The following is an 18,346-nucleotide window of genomic DNA, read 5'->3' on the forward strand; positions in this document are numbered from 1 at the left end:
GGCTACTTTGCCTCCAGTTTCAGCGTCAGCCAGCCCCGAATACGACGGTAGAGCTGCTCTTGTTCGGCTTCGCGGTTGCCCGGCAACGCTTTCATGGCGATCTGTATGTAGCTGGGGTGTTTCTGGCGTTTGCTGGCTTGCGAGCGTTTGAGTGCGGCTTGTCGGTCGGTGGCGAGGTCCTTGTAGTAGAAGTCGCCAGTGGCCAGTTGCAGTTGTGGGATCAACTCATCAAGCGGCGGGGTGTAGCCAGCAGGCAGCTGTGCTGCGACCAGCAGCAAGTTTTTGATTTGATCAGGCTTGCGCTCTGCCAAGTAGCGTGCAGCCCAGTAAGCGCCACTGCCATGACCGAGCAACACAATGCGCTTGGCTTGTTGTTGTTCGGCAAAGCCGATAGCCGCCTCGATACGTGCCAAAACGCGCTCGGCATGCGCCTTGCGCTGTTCCTCAATGGCTTTCAGTTTAGTTTCCGCTGTTTCGGCGCTGTCGAGCGGGCTGTCAGTGGTTTGCGCAGCGGCTTCATCTGCCGCAGGGCTGTTTTCGGCCGCGTTCTCTGCTGGCGTTGGCGCGGCGTCGGCGGGCTCTTCGGTGGGCGCTGGTTCGGCGATGCGCACTGGCGGTGCATCACTGTTGGGGTCGGGCAGGGTCAGGCTTAAGCTGTGCCAGCCACCATTGGGTAATTTGCTGCGCAGGGGGCCGACGCCTTGTGGCCAGTCGGCACTTTCATCATCGCCCGGGACAATAATCACCGCGCCGCTGGGCTCGGCCACGTTGGCTGGCAGCCAGAGTGCCAGAAAGGGTTCCTCGCCCGCTTTCAGCTGTTGCTGCTCCTTCTGCTCCACCCGTTGCTCCAGCGCCGTTGCGTCCACTTCGCTGCGTTCGGGCAGGGGCGCGCGAGGTGTCTCGGCGGGAGTCTCTGGGCTGGCTTCAGGGGTGGCGCTGTCGCTCTCCTCAGCCTGCAGGGGGTGAACCAGCAGCAGTGCTAATAGCAGGCTGAACAGGGTGGGCCATGTGGGGCTAAAGCGGCGCATCAGGCATTCCTTCTCGGGGCAGGCCACTGAAGCCTAATACCTGGGCGTGCCTTTGTCAGGGCTGAATAGCTCTAAGCCCTTCAGGACTGGAGTAAGGTAAGGGTTGCTGGATCCTGCTCGGTCGTTTCCCCCCTGTGGAGTGTGGTTGCGTTGAAGCGCCTGTTGATTGTTCTTTTACTGTGGCCGGCGCTGCTGTGCGCGGCCGAGAGTAATGTGTTGCCCCTGAGGCCGGCCTTTAGCGCCGAGCAGCGTGCGTGGCTGAGCGATCACCAAACCCTGCGGGTTGGTCTGGTGATGCAGGCGCCCTGGGCGCAATTTGATCGCCGCCAGCAGCGCCTATCAGGTGCCAACGTGGACCTGATGAATCGCCTGCTGCAAGGCATGGGTGTGCAAGGGCAGTGGCTACGCTTTGCCGATCAGGACGCACTGGAAGCCGCCCTGCAGCGCGGTGAAGTTGACCTGGCCCCCGGTCTGCAACAAACCCCGCAAGGCCTGCGGCGTTGGCGCTTTTCTGATCCGTACTTGCGCGTGCCGCATCTGGTCGTGGGTGAGCGGCGCGGCAGCAGTGCGGTGGACCTTGACCGAATCGGCCGCGATGAAAAAGTCGCCGTGCGTGCGCCCAGTGCCGTACAGGAATACCTGCGCGTGACGCATAGCAATGTGCAGTTGCAGCCGGTGGGCAATGAGCGCGAGGCGCTGGATCTGTTGTTGCGCCAAGAAGTCAGTTACGCGGTGGTGGATGAGGCGCGGCTGAGCTTATTGCTGCGTGAAACCCAGTTTGCCGGGTTGAGCATCATCGGTGACATTGGCTTGCCGCAGTTGCTGCGCATTGGCAGTCGCCGCGATGCACCGCTGCTCGCCGATATTCTCCAGCGCACCTTGCAAGCGCTGCCCGGTGGAGAGCTTGAGCAGCTGCAAGCGCGCTGGTTTCCCCTGTCAACGCGTCAGCTGGGCAACCCACTGGCGTTCTGGAAAGGCGTCAGTGTGTTTCTCGGTCTCATCCTGCTGACGCTGGCCGCGATTGTCCGCTACCTGTTGCTGCAGCGCCGCAGCCTGGAGCGTCAGTTGCTGGACGCCCGCGCAGTGCTCAGCCAGCGCGAGGCTGCCGAGCAGGCGCTGCGGCTGAGCCAGTTCTCGATTGATAACAGCACCGTGGGCATCCTCTGGGTCAATTGGGACAGCCATGTGCGTTATGCCAACCTGGCGGCTGAACGCATGCTGGGCTATGGCCGCGACGCGTTGGTCGACATGCCGCTGGTGCAACTGGAACCTGCGTTGAGCATGGACCGTTGGTTGACTCTCTGGCGGCAGGCCCGTGGCAGCCAGGAGCCTTTGCCTGGCTTTGAGATCGACTGTCAGCGCGCCGATGGCAGCCGCTTGCCGGTGGATGTGTCATTGAGCTTTTTGCGCTTTGACCAATCGGAATACCTCGTGGTTTTTATCACTGATGTCACCGAACGGCGCCGCGCACAGGCCGCCTTGCAGGAGAGCGAAGCGCGCCTCAAAGGCATTGCTGGCAACGTGCCTGGGCTGGTGTTCCGGCTGGAGCGGGCTAGCGCCGAGCAACCGGTGGAGTTTGCCTACATCAGCGAAGCCAGCCTGGAGTTGGTGGGCTATCCAGCGGCCGAGTTGCAGCGCGAGGACCGTGGCATCCGCAGCCTGGTCCACCCTGAAGATCAAGCGCGCTATCACCAGACCCAGGATGCAGCGCTGCTGGGCGACTGCGATTGGCAATGGCAGGGCCGCATTCTGACTCGCGACGGCGAGCTGCGCTGGGCGGACATCAAGGCCACAGCGCGTAGCTTGGGCGAAGGGCGGGTGGTGTGGGATGGCATCGTCTGGGACATCACCGAGAACAAGCAGGTGGAGCTGGCGTTGGCTGAGTCCCGTGCCCACCTGCGCGAACTGGCGGCCCACCTGGAAAGCGTCCGCGAGGAAGAAAAAGCCCGGATTGCCCGCGAGGTGCACGACGAGCTCGGCCAGGTGCTGACCGTGCTCAAGCTGGAAACCGCCATGTGTGAGCTGGCCTTTGCCGGTCAGGTCGCGGGCCTGGATGAGCGTCTGACCAGCATGAAAAAGCTGATCGCTAATCTGTTCCAGTTGGTCCGCGATGTGGCCACGGCGTTGCGCCCGCCGATCCTGGATGCAGGCATTGCCTCGGCCATCGAATGGCAGGTGCGCCGCTTTGAAGCGCGCACCCAGATTCCCTGCCTGGTGGAGGTGCCCGACCACCTGCCGCCACTCAGCGATGCCAAGGCCATTGGCCTGTTCCGCATCTTGCAGGAGGCGCTGACCAACGTGATGCGCCACGCCGGTGCGCACAGCGTGCAGGTGTACTTGCGCGTGGAGCAGGGCGAGCTGTGCCTGTGTGTGATTGACGACGGTAAGGGCTTTGCGCAGGCGCCCCGCAAAGCCGGGCAATCGTTCGGCCTGGTCGGTATGCAGGAACGGGTATTAATGCTGGGCGGGCGTTTACAGATTGACAGCCAGCCAGGCGAGGGCACTACGCTGCTGGCGCATGTGGCGCTGGATGAGGAGGCACTGACGTGATTCGGGTATTGGTGGCAGAAGACCACGCCATCGTGCGTGAAGGCATCAAGCAGCTGATTGGTATGGCGCGCGACCTTGAGGTGGTGGGGGAGGCGAGCAATGGTGAGCAGTTGCTGGAGGCCTTACGCAAGGTTGAGTGTGATGTGGTGCTGCTGGATATTTCCATGCCCGGCGTCAATGGCCTTGAGGCCATTCCGCGGATCCGGGCGCTGCTGCGTCCGCCGGCAATTCTGGTGCTGTCCATGCACGATGAAGCGCAGATGGCGGCGCGTGCGCTGAAGATCGGCGCGGCCGGTTACGCCACCAAGGACAGCGATCCGGCGCTGCTGATCGCCGCCATCCGCAAGGTGGCCAGTGGCGGCCGTTACATTGACCCGGAACTGGCCGACCGCATGGTCTTTGAGGTGGGCCTGACGGATTCACGCCCACCCCATGTGCAGCTGTCCGAGCGTGAGTTTTCAGTGTTCGAGCGGCTGGTGCGCGGTGAAGGGGTCAATGACATTGCCCTGCACCTGGCCGTCAGCAACAAGACCGTCAGCACCCACAAAGCGCGGCTGATGCAGAAGCTCGGGCTGCACTCGGTGGCAGATCTGGTGCGCTATGCCATGGAGCATAAACTGCTCTAAAACGGTGCTTTAAGGATGCTTTGATGTGTTCTTGCCCGGCCTGCAAGGCCCGGCCGGCGTGGCGTGCGCACGACTTCTGTGCGCGCTGAGTGAGGGCTGGTTTTTGTAGGGCAATCCCTACAGAAGGTTCTCCTGCCGCCTGACAGCAGGTTGTCATCCAGCCCGATTATGCCCCCGCTTTAACCCCCCTAGTCTTGTGCCATCAGCGTGCAGACAACAACAAGGGTGTGGCGATGAGCGGGTCTCAGGCAAACGATGTACTGGTGAGCTTTCGTGGTGTGCAAAAAAGCTACGACGGCGAAAACCTGATCGTCAAAGATCTCAATCTGGATATCCGCAAGGGCGAATTTCTCACCCTGCTGGGGCCGTCCGGTTCGGGTAAAACCACCAGCCTGATGATGCTGGCCGGTTTCGAAACTCCCACTGCCGGCGAGATTCTGCTCGACGGTCGCTCGCTCAACCGCCTGCCGCCGCACAAGCGTGACATCGGCATGGTGTTCCAGAACTACGCGCTATTTCCGCACATGACCGTGGCCGAGAACCTGGCCTTCCCTCTGAGTGTGCGCGGCATGTCGCGTACCGACAGCACCGAGCGGGTGAAAAAAGCCCTGTCCATGGTCCAGCTCGACAGCTTCCGTAATCGCTATCCGGCGCAGCTCTCCGGCGGGCAGCAGCAGCGCGTGGCCCTGGCCCGTGCCCTGGTGTTCGAACCGCAGCTGGTGCTGATGGACGAGCCGCTTGGCGCGCTGGACAAGCAGCTGCGCGAGCATATGCAGATGGAAATCAAACATATCCACCAGCGTCTGGGCGTGACTGTGGTCTACGTCACCCACGACCAGGGCGAAGCGCTGACCATGTCCGACCGCGTGGCGGTGTTCCACCAGGGCGAGATCCAGCAGATCGCCCCGCCTCGTGACCTCTACGAGTCGCCGAAGAACACCTTCGTCGCCAACTTTATCGGCGAAAACAACCGTCTCAGCGGCCAGTTGATCAGCCACGACGGCGAGCGTTGCGTGATTGGCCTGCCTCGTGGCGAGCAGGTCGAGGCGCTGGCGGTGAACGTTGGTGGGCTGGGTGAGCCGGTGACCCTGTCGATTCGCCCCGAGCGCGTGCGCCTGAACGGTGCCAGCGAGCAGTGCGCCAACCGCTTCTCCGGGCGCGTGGCGGAATTCATCTACCTGGGCGACCACGTGCGCATCCGTATGGAGGTGTGCGGCAAGCCCGATTTCTTCGTCAAGCAGCCGATCGCCGAGCTCGAACCCACCATGGGGGTGGGCGATGTGGTGCCGCTTGGCTGGCATGTGGAGCACGTTCGCGCCCTCGACCCGCTGCTGGCGGAGTGAGTGTTTTAGTACCCCAGAGCCTGTTTAACAACCCTGCACAGTGGAGAGAACAACAATGAGCAAACTGCACAGCAACCTGCGCCTCGGCGCCCTGGCTCTCGGCCTGGCCTGCGCCGGCCAAGCGGCCGCCGCCGATCTGACGGTGATTTCCTTCGGTGGTGCCAACAAGGAGGCGCAGACCAAGGCCTTCTACCAGCCGTGGGAAGCGGCCGGTAAAGGTAAGGTGATCGCCGGTGAATACAACGGTGAGATGGCCAAGGTCAAAGCTATGGTCGATACCAACAGCGTGTCGTGGAGTCTGGTGGAAGTGGAGTCGCCGGAGCTGGCGCGCGGCTGCGACGAAGGTCTGTTTGAGGAACTCGACCCGGCCCTGTTCGGCGATGCCGCCAACTTTATCGACGGTGCCGTGCAGCCATGCGGCGTGGGCTTCTTCGTCTGGTCGACAGTGCTCGCCTACAACGCCGACAAGCTGGCCAGCGCCCCAACCGGCTGGGCCGATTTCTGGAACGTAGCCAAATTCCCCGGTAAGCGCGGTCTGCGCAAGGGTGCTAAGTACACCCTGGAGTTCGCCCTGATGGCTGACGGCGTGGCAGCGAAAGACGTGTATGGCGTGCTCGCTACCCAGGAAGGCCAGGATCGTGCCTTCAAAAAGCTCGATCAGATCAAACCGCACATCCAGTGGTGGGAGGCCGGCGCTCAGCCGCCGCAGTTCCTCGCTTCCGGTGACGTGGTCATGAGCTCCGCCTATAACGGCCGCATTGCTGCCGTGCAGAAGGAGAGCAACCTGAAAGTGGTGTGGAACGGCGGCGTCTACGACTTCGACTCCTGGGCTATCCCGAAAGGTGCCAAGGACCTTGATGCGGCCAAGGCCTTCGCTGCCTTCACCGTGCAGCCTGATCAGCAGAAGGTCTACTCGTCGAATATCGCCTACGGCCCGGCCAATAAGAACGCCGTCGCGCTGCTCGACAAGGGCCTGCTGGCAGACATGCCGACCACCCCGGAAAACATCGCCGGCCAGGTCGCCATGAACGTGGAGTTCTGGGCCGATTTCGGCGAACAGCTGGAACAGCGCTTCAACGCCTGGGCAGCCAAGTAAGTTGCTAACACCCCCTCTCCTACGGGAGAGGGTCTGGGGATGGGGCTGGCGCCGTGGGCGCCCCCTTGTCTCTTTTTTCCTGCCGCCTCGCGCGGCCAGATTTAGCGGAGCTAGCAATGGCTGAAACCGTCCCCCTCAGCGAATTCGCCGGGCTCACCCTGAAGCAGAAATTGGCGCGTGCCGAGCGGATCAACCGCCTCAAGGCGCAGGGCCTGATCCTGCCGCTGTTGGTGTTCCTCGTGGTGGTGTTCATCCTGCCGATTGGCATTCTTCTCTATAAAAGCGTGGAAAACCCCGAGGTGGTGAGCAGCCTGCCGCGTACCGTTGCGGCGATTGCCACCTGGGATGGCCGTGGCCTGCCGGAAGAGGCGGCCTACAAGGCTCTCAGCCTCGACCTGGCCGAGGCGCGCAAGCAGCAGACCATTGGTGATCTGTCCAAGCGCCTGAACATGGAGTTGGCCGGTTACCGCAGCCTGATGGCCAAGACCGGGCGTGCGCTGCCGTTCAAGCAGGAACCGGCCTCCTACAAGAATGCCCTGGAGAGCCTCGACGAGCGCTGGGGCGACCCGGCCTACTGGCAGGTGATCCGCCGTAACGACAGCGCTTTCACCTCTTACTACTTGCTGGCGGCCCTCGACCACCGCATTGACGACCTTGGCGAACTGGCCACGGCTACCCCGGATCAGGCTATCTACCTGGACATTTTCGCCCGTACCTTCTGGATGGGCCTGGTGATCACTGCCCTCTGCCTGGTGCTGGCCTATCCGCTGGCCTACCTGCTGGCCACCCTGCCGACCCGCACCAGCAACCTGTTGATGATCCTGGTGTTGCTGCCGTTCTGGACTTCGATCCTGGTGCGGGTGGCGGCGTGGATCGTACTGCTGCAGTCGGGCGGGCTGATCAACAGCGCGCTGATGGCCATGGGCATTATCGACCAGCCGCTGCAGCTGGTGTTCAACCGCACCGGGGTCTATGTGGCGATGGTGCACATCATGCTGCCGTTTATGATTCTGCCGATCTACAGCGTGATGAAGGGCATCTCACCGAGCTATATGCGTGCGGCGATTTCCCTTGGCTGTCATCCCTTCGCCAGCTTCTGGCGGGTGTACTTCCCGCAGACCCTGGCTGGCGTCGGTGCCGGCTGTTTGTTGGTGTTCATCCTGTCCATTGGCTACTACATTACCCCGGCCCTGCTGGGCAGCCCGAGCGACCAGATGATCAGCTACTTCGTCGCCTTCTACACCAACACCACCATCAACTGGGGCATGGCCACAGCCCTCGGCGGCCTGCTGTTGCTGGCCACCATGCTGCTCTATGTGGTGTACAGCTGGTTGGTGGGCGCGAGCCGCCTGCGTCTGGGATAAAAAGGCCTGCGCAGCAGGCCAGCTGATGACCCTCGCTCCTCCGGGCGAGTGTGCCCGCAGGGCGGGAGAGGGGCGTTGCCCCGCTAGAGAATGATTGGAGAATGCAGATGCTGAGCCCCTATAAATCGCCGATCGAACGTGCCTGGTTCTGGACCCACCGCAGCCTGTGTGCGCTGGTGCTGCTGTTCCTGATCCTGCCTGTTCTGGTGATCATTCCGCTGTCGTTCAACTCCGGCAGTTTTCTGGTGTACCCGTTGCAGGGCTTCTCGCTGCGCTGGTACGAAGACTTCTTCACCTCCGCTGAGTGGATGCGTTCGCTGAAAAACAGCCTGATCATTGCTCCCGCCGCCACGCTGCTGGCGATGGTGTTCGGCACGTTGGCCGCGATTGGCCTGACCCGTGGCGAGTTTCGTGGTAAGGCCCTGGTGATGAGCCTGGTCATCTCGCCGATGGTGGCGCCAGTGGTCATAGTCGGGGTGGCCAGCTACCTGTTCTTCGCCCCCATGGGGTTGGGCAACAGCTACTTGGGGCTGATCCTGGTGCATGCGGTGCTCGGCGTGCCGTTCGTCATCATCACCGTGTCGGCGACACTGCAAGGCTTCAACTACAACCTGGTACGCGCCGCCGCCAGCCTGGGTGCTTCGCCGCTGACCGCCTTTCGCCGGGTGACCTTGCCGCTGATCGCACCCGGGGTAATCAGTGGCGCATTGTTCGCCTTCGCCACCTCGTTCGATGAGGTGGTGGTGACCCTGTTTCTCGCCGGCCCCGAACAGGCCACCCTGCCACGGCAGATGTTCAGCGGCATTCGCGAGAACCTGTCGCCCACCATTGCCGCCGCCGCGACCCTGCTGATCGGTTTCTCCATCCTGCTGCTGCTGACCCTGGAATGGCTGCGCGGACGCAGCGAGAAACTGCGCACCCAGCAACCGTCCTGAGCCACCCAGAACAAGAGAGCCCTATGAGCCTGCAATTAAATAACCCCAGCCTGCTGCGCCAGCAGGCTTACGTGAACGGCCAGTGGTGTGAGGCCGACAACGGTGCACGAACCGAGATCCGCAACCCGGCGACCGATGAGGTGATCGGCAGCGTGCCGAACATGGGCGGCGCCGAAACCCGCCGCGCCATTGACGCTGCGCAAGTCGCGCAACCGGCTTGGCGTGCCCTGACGGCCAAGGAGCGGGCCAATCGCCTGCGCCAATGGTTCAACCTGATCATGGCTAACCAGGAAGATCTGGCGCGGATCATGACTGCCGAGCAAGGCAAACCCTTGGTCGAGGCCCGTGGCGAGATTGCCTACGCGGCCTCGTTTATCGAATGGTTTGCCGAGGAAGCCAAGCGCGCCTATGGCGATGTGATTCCCGCCCATGCCGGCGATAAGCGCATCCTGGTGCAAAAAGAACCCGTGGGCGTGACGGCAGCTATCACCCCGTGGAATTTCCCCAGCGCGATGATCACCCGCAAAGCCGGCCCGGCGCTGGCCGTGGGCTGTGCGATGGTGCTCAAACCTGCACCGCAAACGCCGTTCTCCGCGCTGGCGCTGGCAGCACTGGCCGAGCAAGCAGGCATTCCGGCTGGCTTGCTCAGCGTGATCCCAGCGGACGTGGACGCCAGCCGCGACGTCGGCGCGGAGTTATGCGACAACCCCATCGTGCGCAAGCTGAGCTTCACCGGCTCCACCGGCGTGGGCATCAAACTGATGCAGCAGTGCGCGCCGACCTTGAAGAAACTCTCACTGGAGCTGGGCGGCAACGCGCCGTTTATCGTCTTCGACGACGCCGACCTGGATGCCGCCGTGGAAGGGGCGATCATCTCCAAGTACCGTAACGCCGGGCAGACGTGCGTATGCGCCAACCGCCTGTACATTCAGGACGGTGTGTATGACGCCTTCGCCGCCAAGCTGCAAGCCGCAGTGGCCAAGCTCAAGGTCGGCAACGGCATGGACGAGGGCATCACCACCGGCCCGCTGATCAACGCCGACGCCGTGATCAAGGTGCAGCGCCACCTGCATGATGCGCTGGAAAAGGGCGCGACCCTGCTGGCGGGCGGCAACAGTTTGGGCGGTAATTTCTTTGAGCCGACCATTGTCTCTGGCGTGACCGCCGAGATGGCCGTGGCCCGTGAAGAAACCTTCGGTCCGCTGGCCCCGCTGTTTCGCTTTAGCGATGAAGCTGAAGTGATTCGCCAAGCCAACGACACCGAGTTTGGTCTGGCCGCCTACTTCTATGCCCGTGATCTGGGCCGTGTATTCCGTGTGGCCGAGGCGCTGGAGTACGGCATGGTCGGCATCAACACCGGGGTGATCTCGACCGAGGTCGCGCCGTTTGGCGGGATGAAGTCCTCCGGCCTGGGCCGTGAAGGCTCCAAGTACGGCCTGGATGAGTACCTGGAGATCAAATACCTGTGCCTCGGAATCTAAGCGTGGCCTGAATCCATAAGGTGGAAGACCGCACGCGTCTTCCACCTCCTGAACAACCTGCACTCCTAACGAGGACCGCATGAGCAAGACCAACGAATCTTTGATGCAACGCCGCACCGCTGCCGTTCCACGCGGCGTGGGCCAGATCCACCCGATCTTTGCTGAATCGGCAAAGAACGCCACCGTAACCGACGTTGAAGGCCGCGAGTTTATCGACTTCGCTGGCGGCATCGCCGTGCTCAACACCGGCCACCTGCACCCGAAAGTGGTGGCGGCGGTACAAGAGCAGCTGACCAAACTGACCCACACCTGCTTCCAGGTGCTGGCGTACGAGCCGTACGTTGAACTGTGCGAGAAAGTTAACGCACGCGTGCCAGGCGACTTCGCCAAGAAGACCCTGCTGGTCACCACCGGCTCCGAAGCCGTGGAAAACTCGATCAAAATCGCCCGCGCTGCCACCGGTCGTGCTGGCGTGATCGCCTTCACCGGCGGCTACCACGGCCGCACCATGATGACCCTGGGCCTGACCGGCAAGGTCGTACCGTACTCGGCCGGCATGGGTTTGATGCCGGGCGGCATCTTCCGCGCCCAGTACCCGTGTGAACTGCACGGCGTGAGCACCGATGACGCGATCGCCAGCATCGAGCGCATCTTCAAGAACGATGCTGAGCCGCGCGACATCGCCGCGATCATCATCGAGCCAGTGCAGGGCGAGGGCGGTTTCTACGTCGCGCCGAAAGACTTCATGCTGCGCCTGCGCGCCTTGTGTGATCAGCACGGCATCCTGCTGATCGCTGACGAAGTTCAGACCGGTGCCGGGCGTACCGGCACATTCTTCGCCATGGAACAGATGGGCGTTGCCGCCGACCTGACAACCTTTGCCAAATCCATCGCCGGCGGTTTCCCGGTGGCGGGCGTGTGCGGCAAGGCGGAATACATGGACGCCATCGCCCCGGGCGGTTTGGGTGGCACCTACGCAGGCAGCCCGATTGCCTGCGCCGCGGCCCTGGCTGTGATGGAAGTGTTCGAGGAAGAGCAGCTGCTGGATCGCTGCAAGGCCGTCGGCGAGCGTCTGGTTACTAGCCTCAAAGCCATTCAGGCCAAGCACAACAGCATCGGCGAAGTGCGCGCCCTGGGCGCCATGATTGCCATGGAGCTGTGCGAAGGCGGCGACGTGCACAAACCCAACGCCGTGCTGACCGGGCAGATTGTTGCCAAGGCGCGTGAGAAGGGTTTAATCCTGCTGTCGTGTGGTACTTACGGCAACGTCTTGCGCGTGCTGGTGCCGTTGACCGCGGAAGATGCCCTGCTCGACCGTGGCCTGGCGATCATCGCCGAGTGCTTCGACGAACTGGCGTAAGCCCGCAGCGCTCATACAAAAGACCCGCTTCGGCGGGTCTTTCCTTATCTGCGTTATCGTAGGGTGGATGAAAAGGCGCCATCCACCCTCCGCGCCACCTGCCGACCATCGTCCCAGCGACGCCTGAGAATCCGCTCGGGTACAATGCGCGCCTTTCGTGAATGCCACCGAGGTGCGTTATGCAACCCTTCGCCATTGCCCCGTCGATTCTCTCCGCTGATTTCGCCCGCCTGGGTGAAGAAGTCGACAAGGTGCTCGCCGCCGGTGCCGACATCGTGCACTTCGATGTGATGGACAATCACTATGTGCCCAACCTGACTATCGGCCCGATGGTCTGTGCGGCGCTGCGTAAGTACGGCATCACCGCGCCGATTGACGCGCACCTGATGGTCAAGCCTGTGGATCGCATCATCGGTGACTTTATCGAGGCCGGCGCGAGCTACATCACCTTTCACCCTGAGGCCAGCGAGCATATCGATCGCTCCCTGCAGCTGATTCGCGATGGCGGCTGCAAGGCCGGTTTGGTGTTTAACCCGGCGACGCCGCTGGAGGTGCTTAAGCACGTCATGGACAAGGTCGACATGATCCTGCTGATGAGTGTTAACCCTGGCTTCGGTGGGCAGAAGTTTATTCCCCATACCCTGGAAAAGCTCAAAGAGGCGCGCGCGCTGATCGATGCTTCCGGTCGTGAGATTCGTCTGGAAATCGACGGCGGGGTGAATGTGCAGAACATTCGCGAAATCGCAGCGGCAGGGGCCGATACCTTTGTCGCCGGCTCGGCGATCTTCAACCAGCCCGACTACAAGGCGGTGATCGACGCCATGCGCGCTGAGCTGGCCCAGGCGCGCGGATGAGTCTGCTGCGCGAGCTGTTCAAGGGTGAGTTACCGCGCCTGGTGATGTTTGACCTGGACGGCACGTTGGTGGACTCAGTGCCGGATCTGGCCGCCGCTGTCGACAATACCCTGCGTGAGTTGGGCCTGCCTGCCGCCGGCATAGAGCAGGTGCGTAACTGGGTCGGCAATGGTGCGCGGGTGCTGGTGCGCCGAGCGTTGGCGGGCGGGCTGGAACATACGCATGTCGAGAATCAACTGGCCGAGCAGGCGCTGGAGCTGTTTATGCAGTTTTATGCTGCAAATCACGCCCTGACTCGGGTGTATCCCGGCGTGCAAGCCACTCTGGACTGGTTACGTGAGCAGCAGGTCGAGCTGGCGATTGTTACCAACAAGCCTGAGCGCTTTGTTGCGCCCTTGTTGGATGAAAAGGGCTTGGGCGGTTATTTCCGCTGGATCGTCGGCGGGGACACCCTGCCGCAGCAGAAACCCGACCCGGCAGCACTGCTGCATGTGCTGCAACTGGCCAGGGTGGACGCTTCGCAGGCGCTGTTTATTGGTGATTCGCGCAATGACGTACTGGCGGCCAAGGCCGCCGGCGTGCCCTGTGTGGCGCTGAGTTACGGCTATAACCACGGTCGCCCGATTGCCGAGGAGAATCCTGCGCACGTACTAGATTGCCTGAGCGGTTTGCTGCGCCCTGGTGAGCCCCCGATTTTGCTGGGGGTTGCGGGTTGATTCGGGTCCGGCCCTGCGCTAGTGTGGCCGGACTTCAATCCCGCCTGAAATAAGAGAGCTTCGTGGTGGTTACCTGCACGCGCTGGTCGGCAAGCACCGACATGAAAATCATCAAGGCCCTGGCCCGTTGGCGCTGGCGCCCCTGACTTGATCTTGGCCGCCTAGGCGGCGCGTTTGCACTCGACCGAATTACCTCAAGCCACGAGGCTGATCATGACCCGCGAAGAATTCCTGCGTTTAGCCGCTGCCGGCTATAACCGCATTCCTGTTGCCTGCGAAACCCTGGTGGATTTCGACACCCCACTGTCGATCTATCTGAAGCTGGCCGACGAGGCCAATACCTACTTGCTCGAGTCCGTCCAGGGCGGCGAGAAGTGGGGGCGTTACTCCATCATCGGCCTGCCGGCCCGCACGGTGCTGCGTGCTTATGGCCATGAGGTGATCATCAGCGTCGATGGCGTCGAGGTCGAGCGCCATCAGTGCGAAGACCCGCTGGCCTTTGTCGAGCAGTTCCAGGCGCGCTACAAGGTGCCAACCCTACCGGGGCTGCCGCGCTTTAACGGCGGCCTGGTGGGTTACTTTGGCTATGACAGCGTGCGTTACGTTGAGCCCAAACTGGCCAAGGGCGCTAACCCTGATGCCTTGGGCACGCCCGACATCCTGTTGATGGTTTCCGATGCGGTGGTGGTGTTCGACAACTTGGCCGGCAAGATGCACGCCATCGTCCTAGCCGATCCGGCCCAGGCCGATGCGCTGGAGCAGGGCCAGGCACGCCTGCAGGAGATTCTGCACAAGCTGCGTCAGCCAATTACCCCGCGCCTGGGCGTAGATCTGGCTGCGCCGGCCGGTGCCGAACCGGATTTTATTTCCAGCTTTAAACGCGATGACTACGAAAATGCGGTCAAGGCGATCAAGGAGTACATCCTTGCAGGCGACTGCATGCAGGTAGTGATCTCCCAGCGCATGTCGATCCCGTTCAAGGCGGCGCCGATTGATCTGTACCGCGCGCTGCGCTGCATCAACCCAACGCCTTATATGTACTTCTTCAACTTCGGCGACTTCCATGTTGTCGGCAGCTCGCCGGAAGTGCTGGTGCGTTTGGAAGATGGCCTGGTCACGGTGCGCCCGATTGCCGGCACCCGCCCGCGCGGCGCCACCGAAGAGGCCGATCAGGCCCTGGAAGAGGATCTGCTGTCGGACGCCAAGGAAGTCGCCGAGCACCTGATGCTGATCGACCTGGGCCGCAACGACGTCGGCCGGGTTGCCAGCACTGGCAGCGTCAAACTCACCGAGAAGATGGTGATCGAACGCTATTCCAACGTCATGCATATCGTTTCCAACGTCACCGGTCAGCTCAAGGAAGGCCTGACGGCGATGGACGCGCTGCGTGCCATTCTGCCGGCGGGCACCCTGTCTGGCGCGCCGAAGATACGCGCCATGGAAATCATCGACGAGCTCGAGCCGGTCAAACGTGGCGTCTATGGCGGTGCCGTGGGTTATCTGGCCTGGAACGGCAATATGGACACCGCTATCGCCATCCGCACCGCGGTGATCAAGGATGGCGAGCTGCATGTGCAAGCGGGTGCCGGCATCGTTGCCGACTCGGTGCCAGCCCTGGAGTGGGAGGAAACGCTGAACAAGCGTCGCGCCATGTTCCGTGCTGTGGCGCTCGCCGAGCAAACCGTCCCCGACCAGATCAAGCGCTGAGGAGTCCCGCCATGCTTTTAATGATCGATAACTACGACTCCTTTACCTACAACGTGGTGCAGTACCTGGGCGAACTGGGCGCAGACGTGCATGTGATCCGCAATGACGAACTGTCGATTGCCGAGATCGAAGCGCTTAAGCCCGAACGTATTGTGGTGTCGCCCGGCCCGTGCACGCCTACCGAAGCCGGGGTGTCTATCGAGGCCATCCTGAATTTCGCCGGCAAACTACCAATTCTCGGTGTGTGCCTCGGCCACCAGAGCATCGGCCAGGCCTTTGGCGGCGATGTAGTGCGTGCGCGCCAGGTGATGCACGGCAAGACTAGCCCGGTGTTCCATAAGGACCTGGGTGTATTTGCCGGCCTGAACAACCCGCTGACGGTAACCCGCTACCATTCTTTGGTGGTCAAGCGCGAAACCCTGCCGGACTGCCTGGAAATCACCGCCTGGACTCAGCACGAGGATGGCACGGTGGACGAAATTATGGGCCTGCGCCACAAGACCCTGCACATCGAGGGCGTGCAGTTCCACCCTGAGTCGATTCTGACCGAACAGGGCCATGAGCTGTTTGCCAACTTCCTCAAACAACAAGGAGGCCTGCGCTGATGAATATCAAGGAAGCCCTCAATCGGGTGGTCAGCCAGCTCGATCTGTCGACCGAAGAAATGCAGAGCGTCATGCGCGAGATCATGACCGGCCAATGTACCGATGCGCAGATCGGCGCCTTCCTGATGGGCATGCGTATGAAGAGCGAGACCATCGACGAAATCGTCGGCGCGGTCTCGGTCATGCGTGAGCTGGCCAGCCATGTGCACCTGCAAACCCTCGACCACGTGGTCGACGTGGTCGGCACCGGTGGCGATGGCGCGAATATCTTCAACGTGTCGACCGCAGCGAGCTTTGTTGTCGCTGCAGCTGGCGGCAAGGTGGCCAAGCACGGTAATCGCGCGGTGTCAGGCAAGAGCGGCAGTGCTGATCTGCTGGAGACTGCAGGGATCTACCTGAGTCTGACGCCTGTGCAGGTGGCGCGCTGTATCGAGAGCGTCGGGGTCGGCTTTATGTTTGCCCAGGTGCATCACTCGGCGATGAAATATGCTGCCGTGCCACGTCGTGAGCTGGGCCTGCGTACCCTCTTCAATATGCTTGGCCCACTGACCAATCCGGCCGGTGTCAAGCATCAGGTGGTGGGCGTTTTCAGCCAGGCGCTGTGCCGGCCGCTGGCCGAGGTACTAAAGCGCCTCGGCAGCCAACACATCCTGGTGGTGCATTCGCGCGATGGCCTGGATGAATTCAGCCTGGCGTCGGCGACTCATGTCGCCGAATTGAGGGATGGGCTCATCAGCGAATACGAAGTACTGCCGGAAGACCTCGGGCTGAAGAGCCAGAGTTTGGTCGGCCTGGCGGTGGAAAGCCCGGAGACCTCGCTGGCGCTGATTCGTGATGCCCTGACGAAGCGCAAGACCGAAGCCGGGCAGAAAGCGGCCGACATGATTGCTCTGAATGCCGGTGCGGCGCTGTATGCGGCGGACCTAGCGAGCAGCCTCAAGCAAGGCGTGCAGCTGGCCCATGACGCCTTGCACACTGGCCTGGCCTGGGAAAAATTGCAGGAGTTGGTGTCCTTTACCGCTGTATTCAAAGAGGAGAATGCCGGGTGAGTATTCCAACCGTTCTGGAGAAGATTCTCGCGCGCAAGGCTGAAGAAGTCGCCGCACGCCGCGCCGTTGTTTCGCTGGCCGAGCTTGAGCAGCAAGCCCGTGCTGCCGATCCGGTGCGCGGCTTTGCCGAGGCGCTGATCAGCCAGGCCAAGCGCAAGCAGCCGGCGGTGATCGCTGAAATCAAAAAGGCCTCACCGAGCAAGGGCGTGCTGCGCGAGCAATTCGTGCCAGCCGAGATTGCCGAGAGTTATCAGGCCGGTGGCGCCACCTGCCTGTCAGTGCTGACCGATATCGATTTCTTTCAGGGCGCGGATCGCTATCTGCAGGAAGCCCGTGGGGCGTGTTCACTGCCGGTTATTCGCAAGGATTTCATGATTGATCCGTACCAGATCGTTGAAGCCCGTGCCTTGGGTGCCGACTGTGTGCTGTTGATCGTCTCGGCCCTGGAAGACGCGCAGATGGCCGAGCTGGCCGCGACGGCTAAAGCCTTTGATCTTGATGTGCTGGTGGAAGTGCATGACGGCGATGAGCTGGAGCGGGCGCTGAAAACCCTGGATACGCCGCTGGTGGGGATCAACAACCGCAACCTGCACACCTTCGAGTTGAGCCTGGAAAACACCCTCGACCTGCTGCCCCGGATTCCGCGTGACCGCCTGGTGGTCACCGAGAGCGGCATCCTCAACCGTGCCGATGTCGAGTTGATGGAAATCAGTGAGGTGTTTGCCTTCCTGGTCGGCGAGGCGTTTATGCGTGCCGACAATCCGGGGGCTGAGCTAGAGCGTCTGTTTTTTCCGGAGCGCAAGCGAGTGATCGCGGCGCCTGACGTGGACTGAAACCATCAAGCCATAAAAAAGCCGACGCATGCGTCGGCTTTTTTATGGCTGCAGCGTTGATACTCAGCGCGTGCCGAACACCACCATGGTCTTGCCTTTGACGTTGACCAGGCCCTGTTCTTCCAGAGCCTTGAGCACGCGGCCGACCATCTCACGCGAGCAGCCGACGATGCGGCCGATTTCCTGGCGGGTGATTTTGATCTGCATACCGTCCGGGTGAGTCATGGCGTCGGGTTGCTTGCACAGGTCGAGCAGGGTGCGAGCAACGCGACCGGTGACGTCCAGAAAGGCCAGGTCGCCCACTTTGCGCGTGGTGTTGCGCAGGCGTTCAGCCATCTGGCTGCCCAGGGCGTAGAGAATGTCCGGGTCTTGTTGGGTGAGTTCGCGGAATTTGGCGTAGCTCAGCTCCGCCACCTCGCACTCAGTCTTGGCGCGCACCCAGGCGCTGCGTTCTTTCTCGGCTCCGTCCTTCTCGAACAGACCCATTTCTCCGAAAAAGTCGCCGGAGTTGAGGTAAGCAATGATCATTTCACGACCATCATCGTCTTCGATCAGGATAGTGACCGAGCCTTTGACGATGAAAAACAGCGTTTCGCAACGGTCGCCCGCATAGATGATGGTGCTTTTAGCTGTGTAGCGACGGCGATGGCAATGTGCGAGGAGCTTGTCGAGATTTTTTATTTTAGGTGTAAGGGTAATAGCTACCATGCCCGAATCCCGAATTTATAAAGGTGAGCCGTTGTGCGGCTAGTTCTAATAATAGTTATCCGTACAAGTGTGCCAGTAATCAGGCGCCAGC

16 protein-coding genes are annotated in these 18,346 nt (G+C 61.8%); 14 read left to right on the top strand and 2 right to left on the bottom strand.

Annotation, left to right across the window (positions count from 1 at the left end; translation table 11 throughout):
- Positions 1-2: 2 nt before the first annotated feature.
- Positions 3-1,028 carry an alpha/beta hydrolase family protein gene (locus HBN63_RS18025; RefSeq protein WP_170050361.1) on the bottom strand — a complete coding sequence of 342 codons (1,026 nt, stop codon included), beginning with the start codon at positions 1,026-1,028 and terminating at the stop codon, positions 3-5.
- Positions 1,029-1,241: 213 nt separating this feature from the next.
- Between HBN63_RS18025 and HBN63_RS18030 the strand changes: the two genes are divergently transcribed.
- The 14 genes from HBN63_RS18030 to trpC all read left to right on the top strand — a co-directional run bounded on the left by HBN63_RS18030 (position 1,242) and on the right by trpC (position 17,547).
- Complete coding sequence (locus HBN63_RS18030) at positions 1,242-3,578, top strand: PAS domain S-box protein (RefSeq protein WP_345940497.1); 2,337 nt, start codon at positions 1,242-1,244, stop codon at positions 3,576-3,578.
- Positions 3,575-4,204, top strand: a complete 630-nt coding sequence (locus tag HBN63_RS18035; RefSeq protein ID WP_170050363.1) for a response regulator transcription factor — start codon at positions 3,575-3,577, stop codon at positions 4,202-4,204. The genes HBN63_RS18030 and HBN63_RS18035 overlap by 4 nt, the downstream gene beginning before the upstream one ends.
- A gap of 233 nt (positions 4,205-4,437) precedes the next feature.
- Positions 4,438-5,547 (top strand): ABC transporter ATP-binding protein, encoded by a 1,110-nt coding sequence (locus HBN63_RS18040; protein WP_170050364.1) that lies wholly within the window; start codon positions 4,438-4,440, stop codon positions 5,545-5,547.
- 55 nt (positions 5,548-5,602) lie between these two features.
- On the top strand, positions 5,603-6,643 hold the full coding sequence (locus tag HBN63_RS18045; protein WP_170050365.1) for an ABC transporter substrate-binding protein: 1,041 nt from the start codon (positions 5,603-5,605) through the stop codon (positions 6,641-6,643).
- Between the two features lie 116 nt (positions 6,644-6,759).
- The gene (locus HBN63_RS18050) at positions 6,760-8,007 is read left to right on the top strand and encodes an ABC transporter permease (RefSeq protein WP_090256084.1); all 1,248 of its coding nucleotides are present in this window, start codon (positions 6,760-6,762) and stop codon (positions 8,005-8,007) included.
- 107 nt (positions 8,008-8,114) lie between these two features.
- On the top strand, positions 8,115-8,942 hold the full coding sequence (locus HBN63_RS18055; RefSeq protein ID WP_170050366.1) for an ABC transporter permease: 828 nt from the start codon (positions 8,115-8,117) through the stop codon (positions 8,940-8,942).
- 29 nt (positions 8,943-8,971) lie between these two features.
- Positions 8,972-10,423 carry an NADP-dependent succinate-semialdehyde dehydrogenase gene (gene gabD / locus HBN63_RS18060; RefSeq protein ID WP_262499018.1) on the top strand — a complete coding sequence of 484 codons (1,452 nt, stop codon included), beginning with the start codon at positions 8,972-8,974 and terminating at the stop codon, positions 10,421-10,423.
- Between the two features lie 79 nt (positions 10,424-10,502).
- The gene (gene gabT, locus HBN63_RS18065; RefSeq protein WP_170050368.1) at positions 10,503-11,783 is read left to right on the top strand and encodes a 4-aminobutyrate--2-oxoglutarate transaminase; all 1,281 of its coding nucleotides are present in this window, start codon (positions 10,503-10,505) and stop codon (positions 11,781-11,783) included.
- A 179-nt stretch (positions 11,784-11,962) separates the two neighbouring features.
- Complete coding sequence (rpe, locus tag HBN63_RS18070; RefSeq protein ID WP_170050369.1) at positions 11,963-12,637, top strand: ribulose-phosphate 3-epimerase; 675 nt, start codon at positions 11,963-11,965, stop codon at positions 12,635-12,637.
- Entirely contained in the window at positions 12,634-13,353 is a 720-nt protein-coding gene (locus HBN63_RS18075; protein WP_170050370.1) for a phosphoglycolate phosphatase, read from the top strand. Before rpe ends, HBN63_RS18075 begins: the two co-directional genes overlap by 4 nt.
- 213 nt (positions 13,354-13,566) lie before the next feature.
- Complete coding sequence (trpE, locus tag HBN63_RS18080) at positions 13,567-15,060, top strand: anthranilate synthase component I (protein WP_170050371.1); 1,494 nt, start codon at positions 13,567-13,569, stop codon at positions 15,058-15,060.
- An 11-nt stretch (positions 15,061-15,071) separates the two neighbouring features.
- A complete protein-coding gene (locus tag HBN63_RS18085; RefSeq protein WP_170050372.1) occupies positions 15,072-15,665 on the top strand; it encodes an aminodeoxychorismate/anthranilate synthase component II in 594 nt (197 codons plus the stop codon).
- Positions 15,665-16,714: an anthranilate phosphoribosyltransferase gene (gene trpD / locus HBN63_RS18090; RefSeq protein ID WP_170050373.1), complete on the top strand. Its 1,050-nt coding sequence runs from the start codon at positions 15,665-15,667 to the stop codon at positions 16,712-16,714. The genes HBN63_RS18085 and trpD overlap by 1 nt, the downstream gene beginning before the upstream one ends.
- Complete coding sequence (gene trpC / locus HBN63_RS18095; RefSeq protein WP_170050374.1) at positions 16,711-17,547, top strand: indole-3-glycerol phosphate synthase TrpC; 837 nt, start codon at positions 16,711-16,713, stop codon at positions 17,545-17,547. Before trpD ends, trpC begins: the two co-directional genes overlap by 4 nt.
- A 63-nt stretch (positions 17,548-17,610) precedes the next feature.
- Here the strand turns inward: trpC and crp are convergent, their stop codons facing one another.
- On the bottom strand, positions 17,611-18,255 hold the full coding sequence (gene crp / locus HBN63_RS18100) for a cAMP-activated global transcriptional regulator CRP (protein WP_090256093.1): 645 nt from the start codon (positions 18,253-18,255) through the stop codon (positions 17,611-17,613).
- Between the last annotated feature and the right edge of the window lie 91 nt (positions 18,256-18,346).

This window comes from Pseudomonas sp. WS 5011 (genome assembly GCF_012985775.1).
GTDB lineage: Bacteria > Pseudomonadota > Gammaproteobacteria > Pseudomonadales > Pseudomonadaceae > Aquipseudomonas > Aquipseudomonas peli.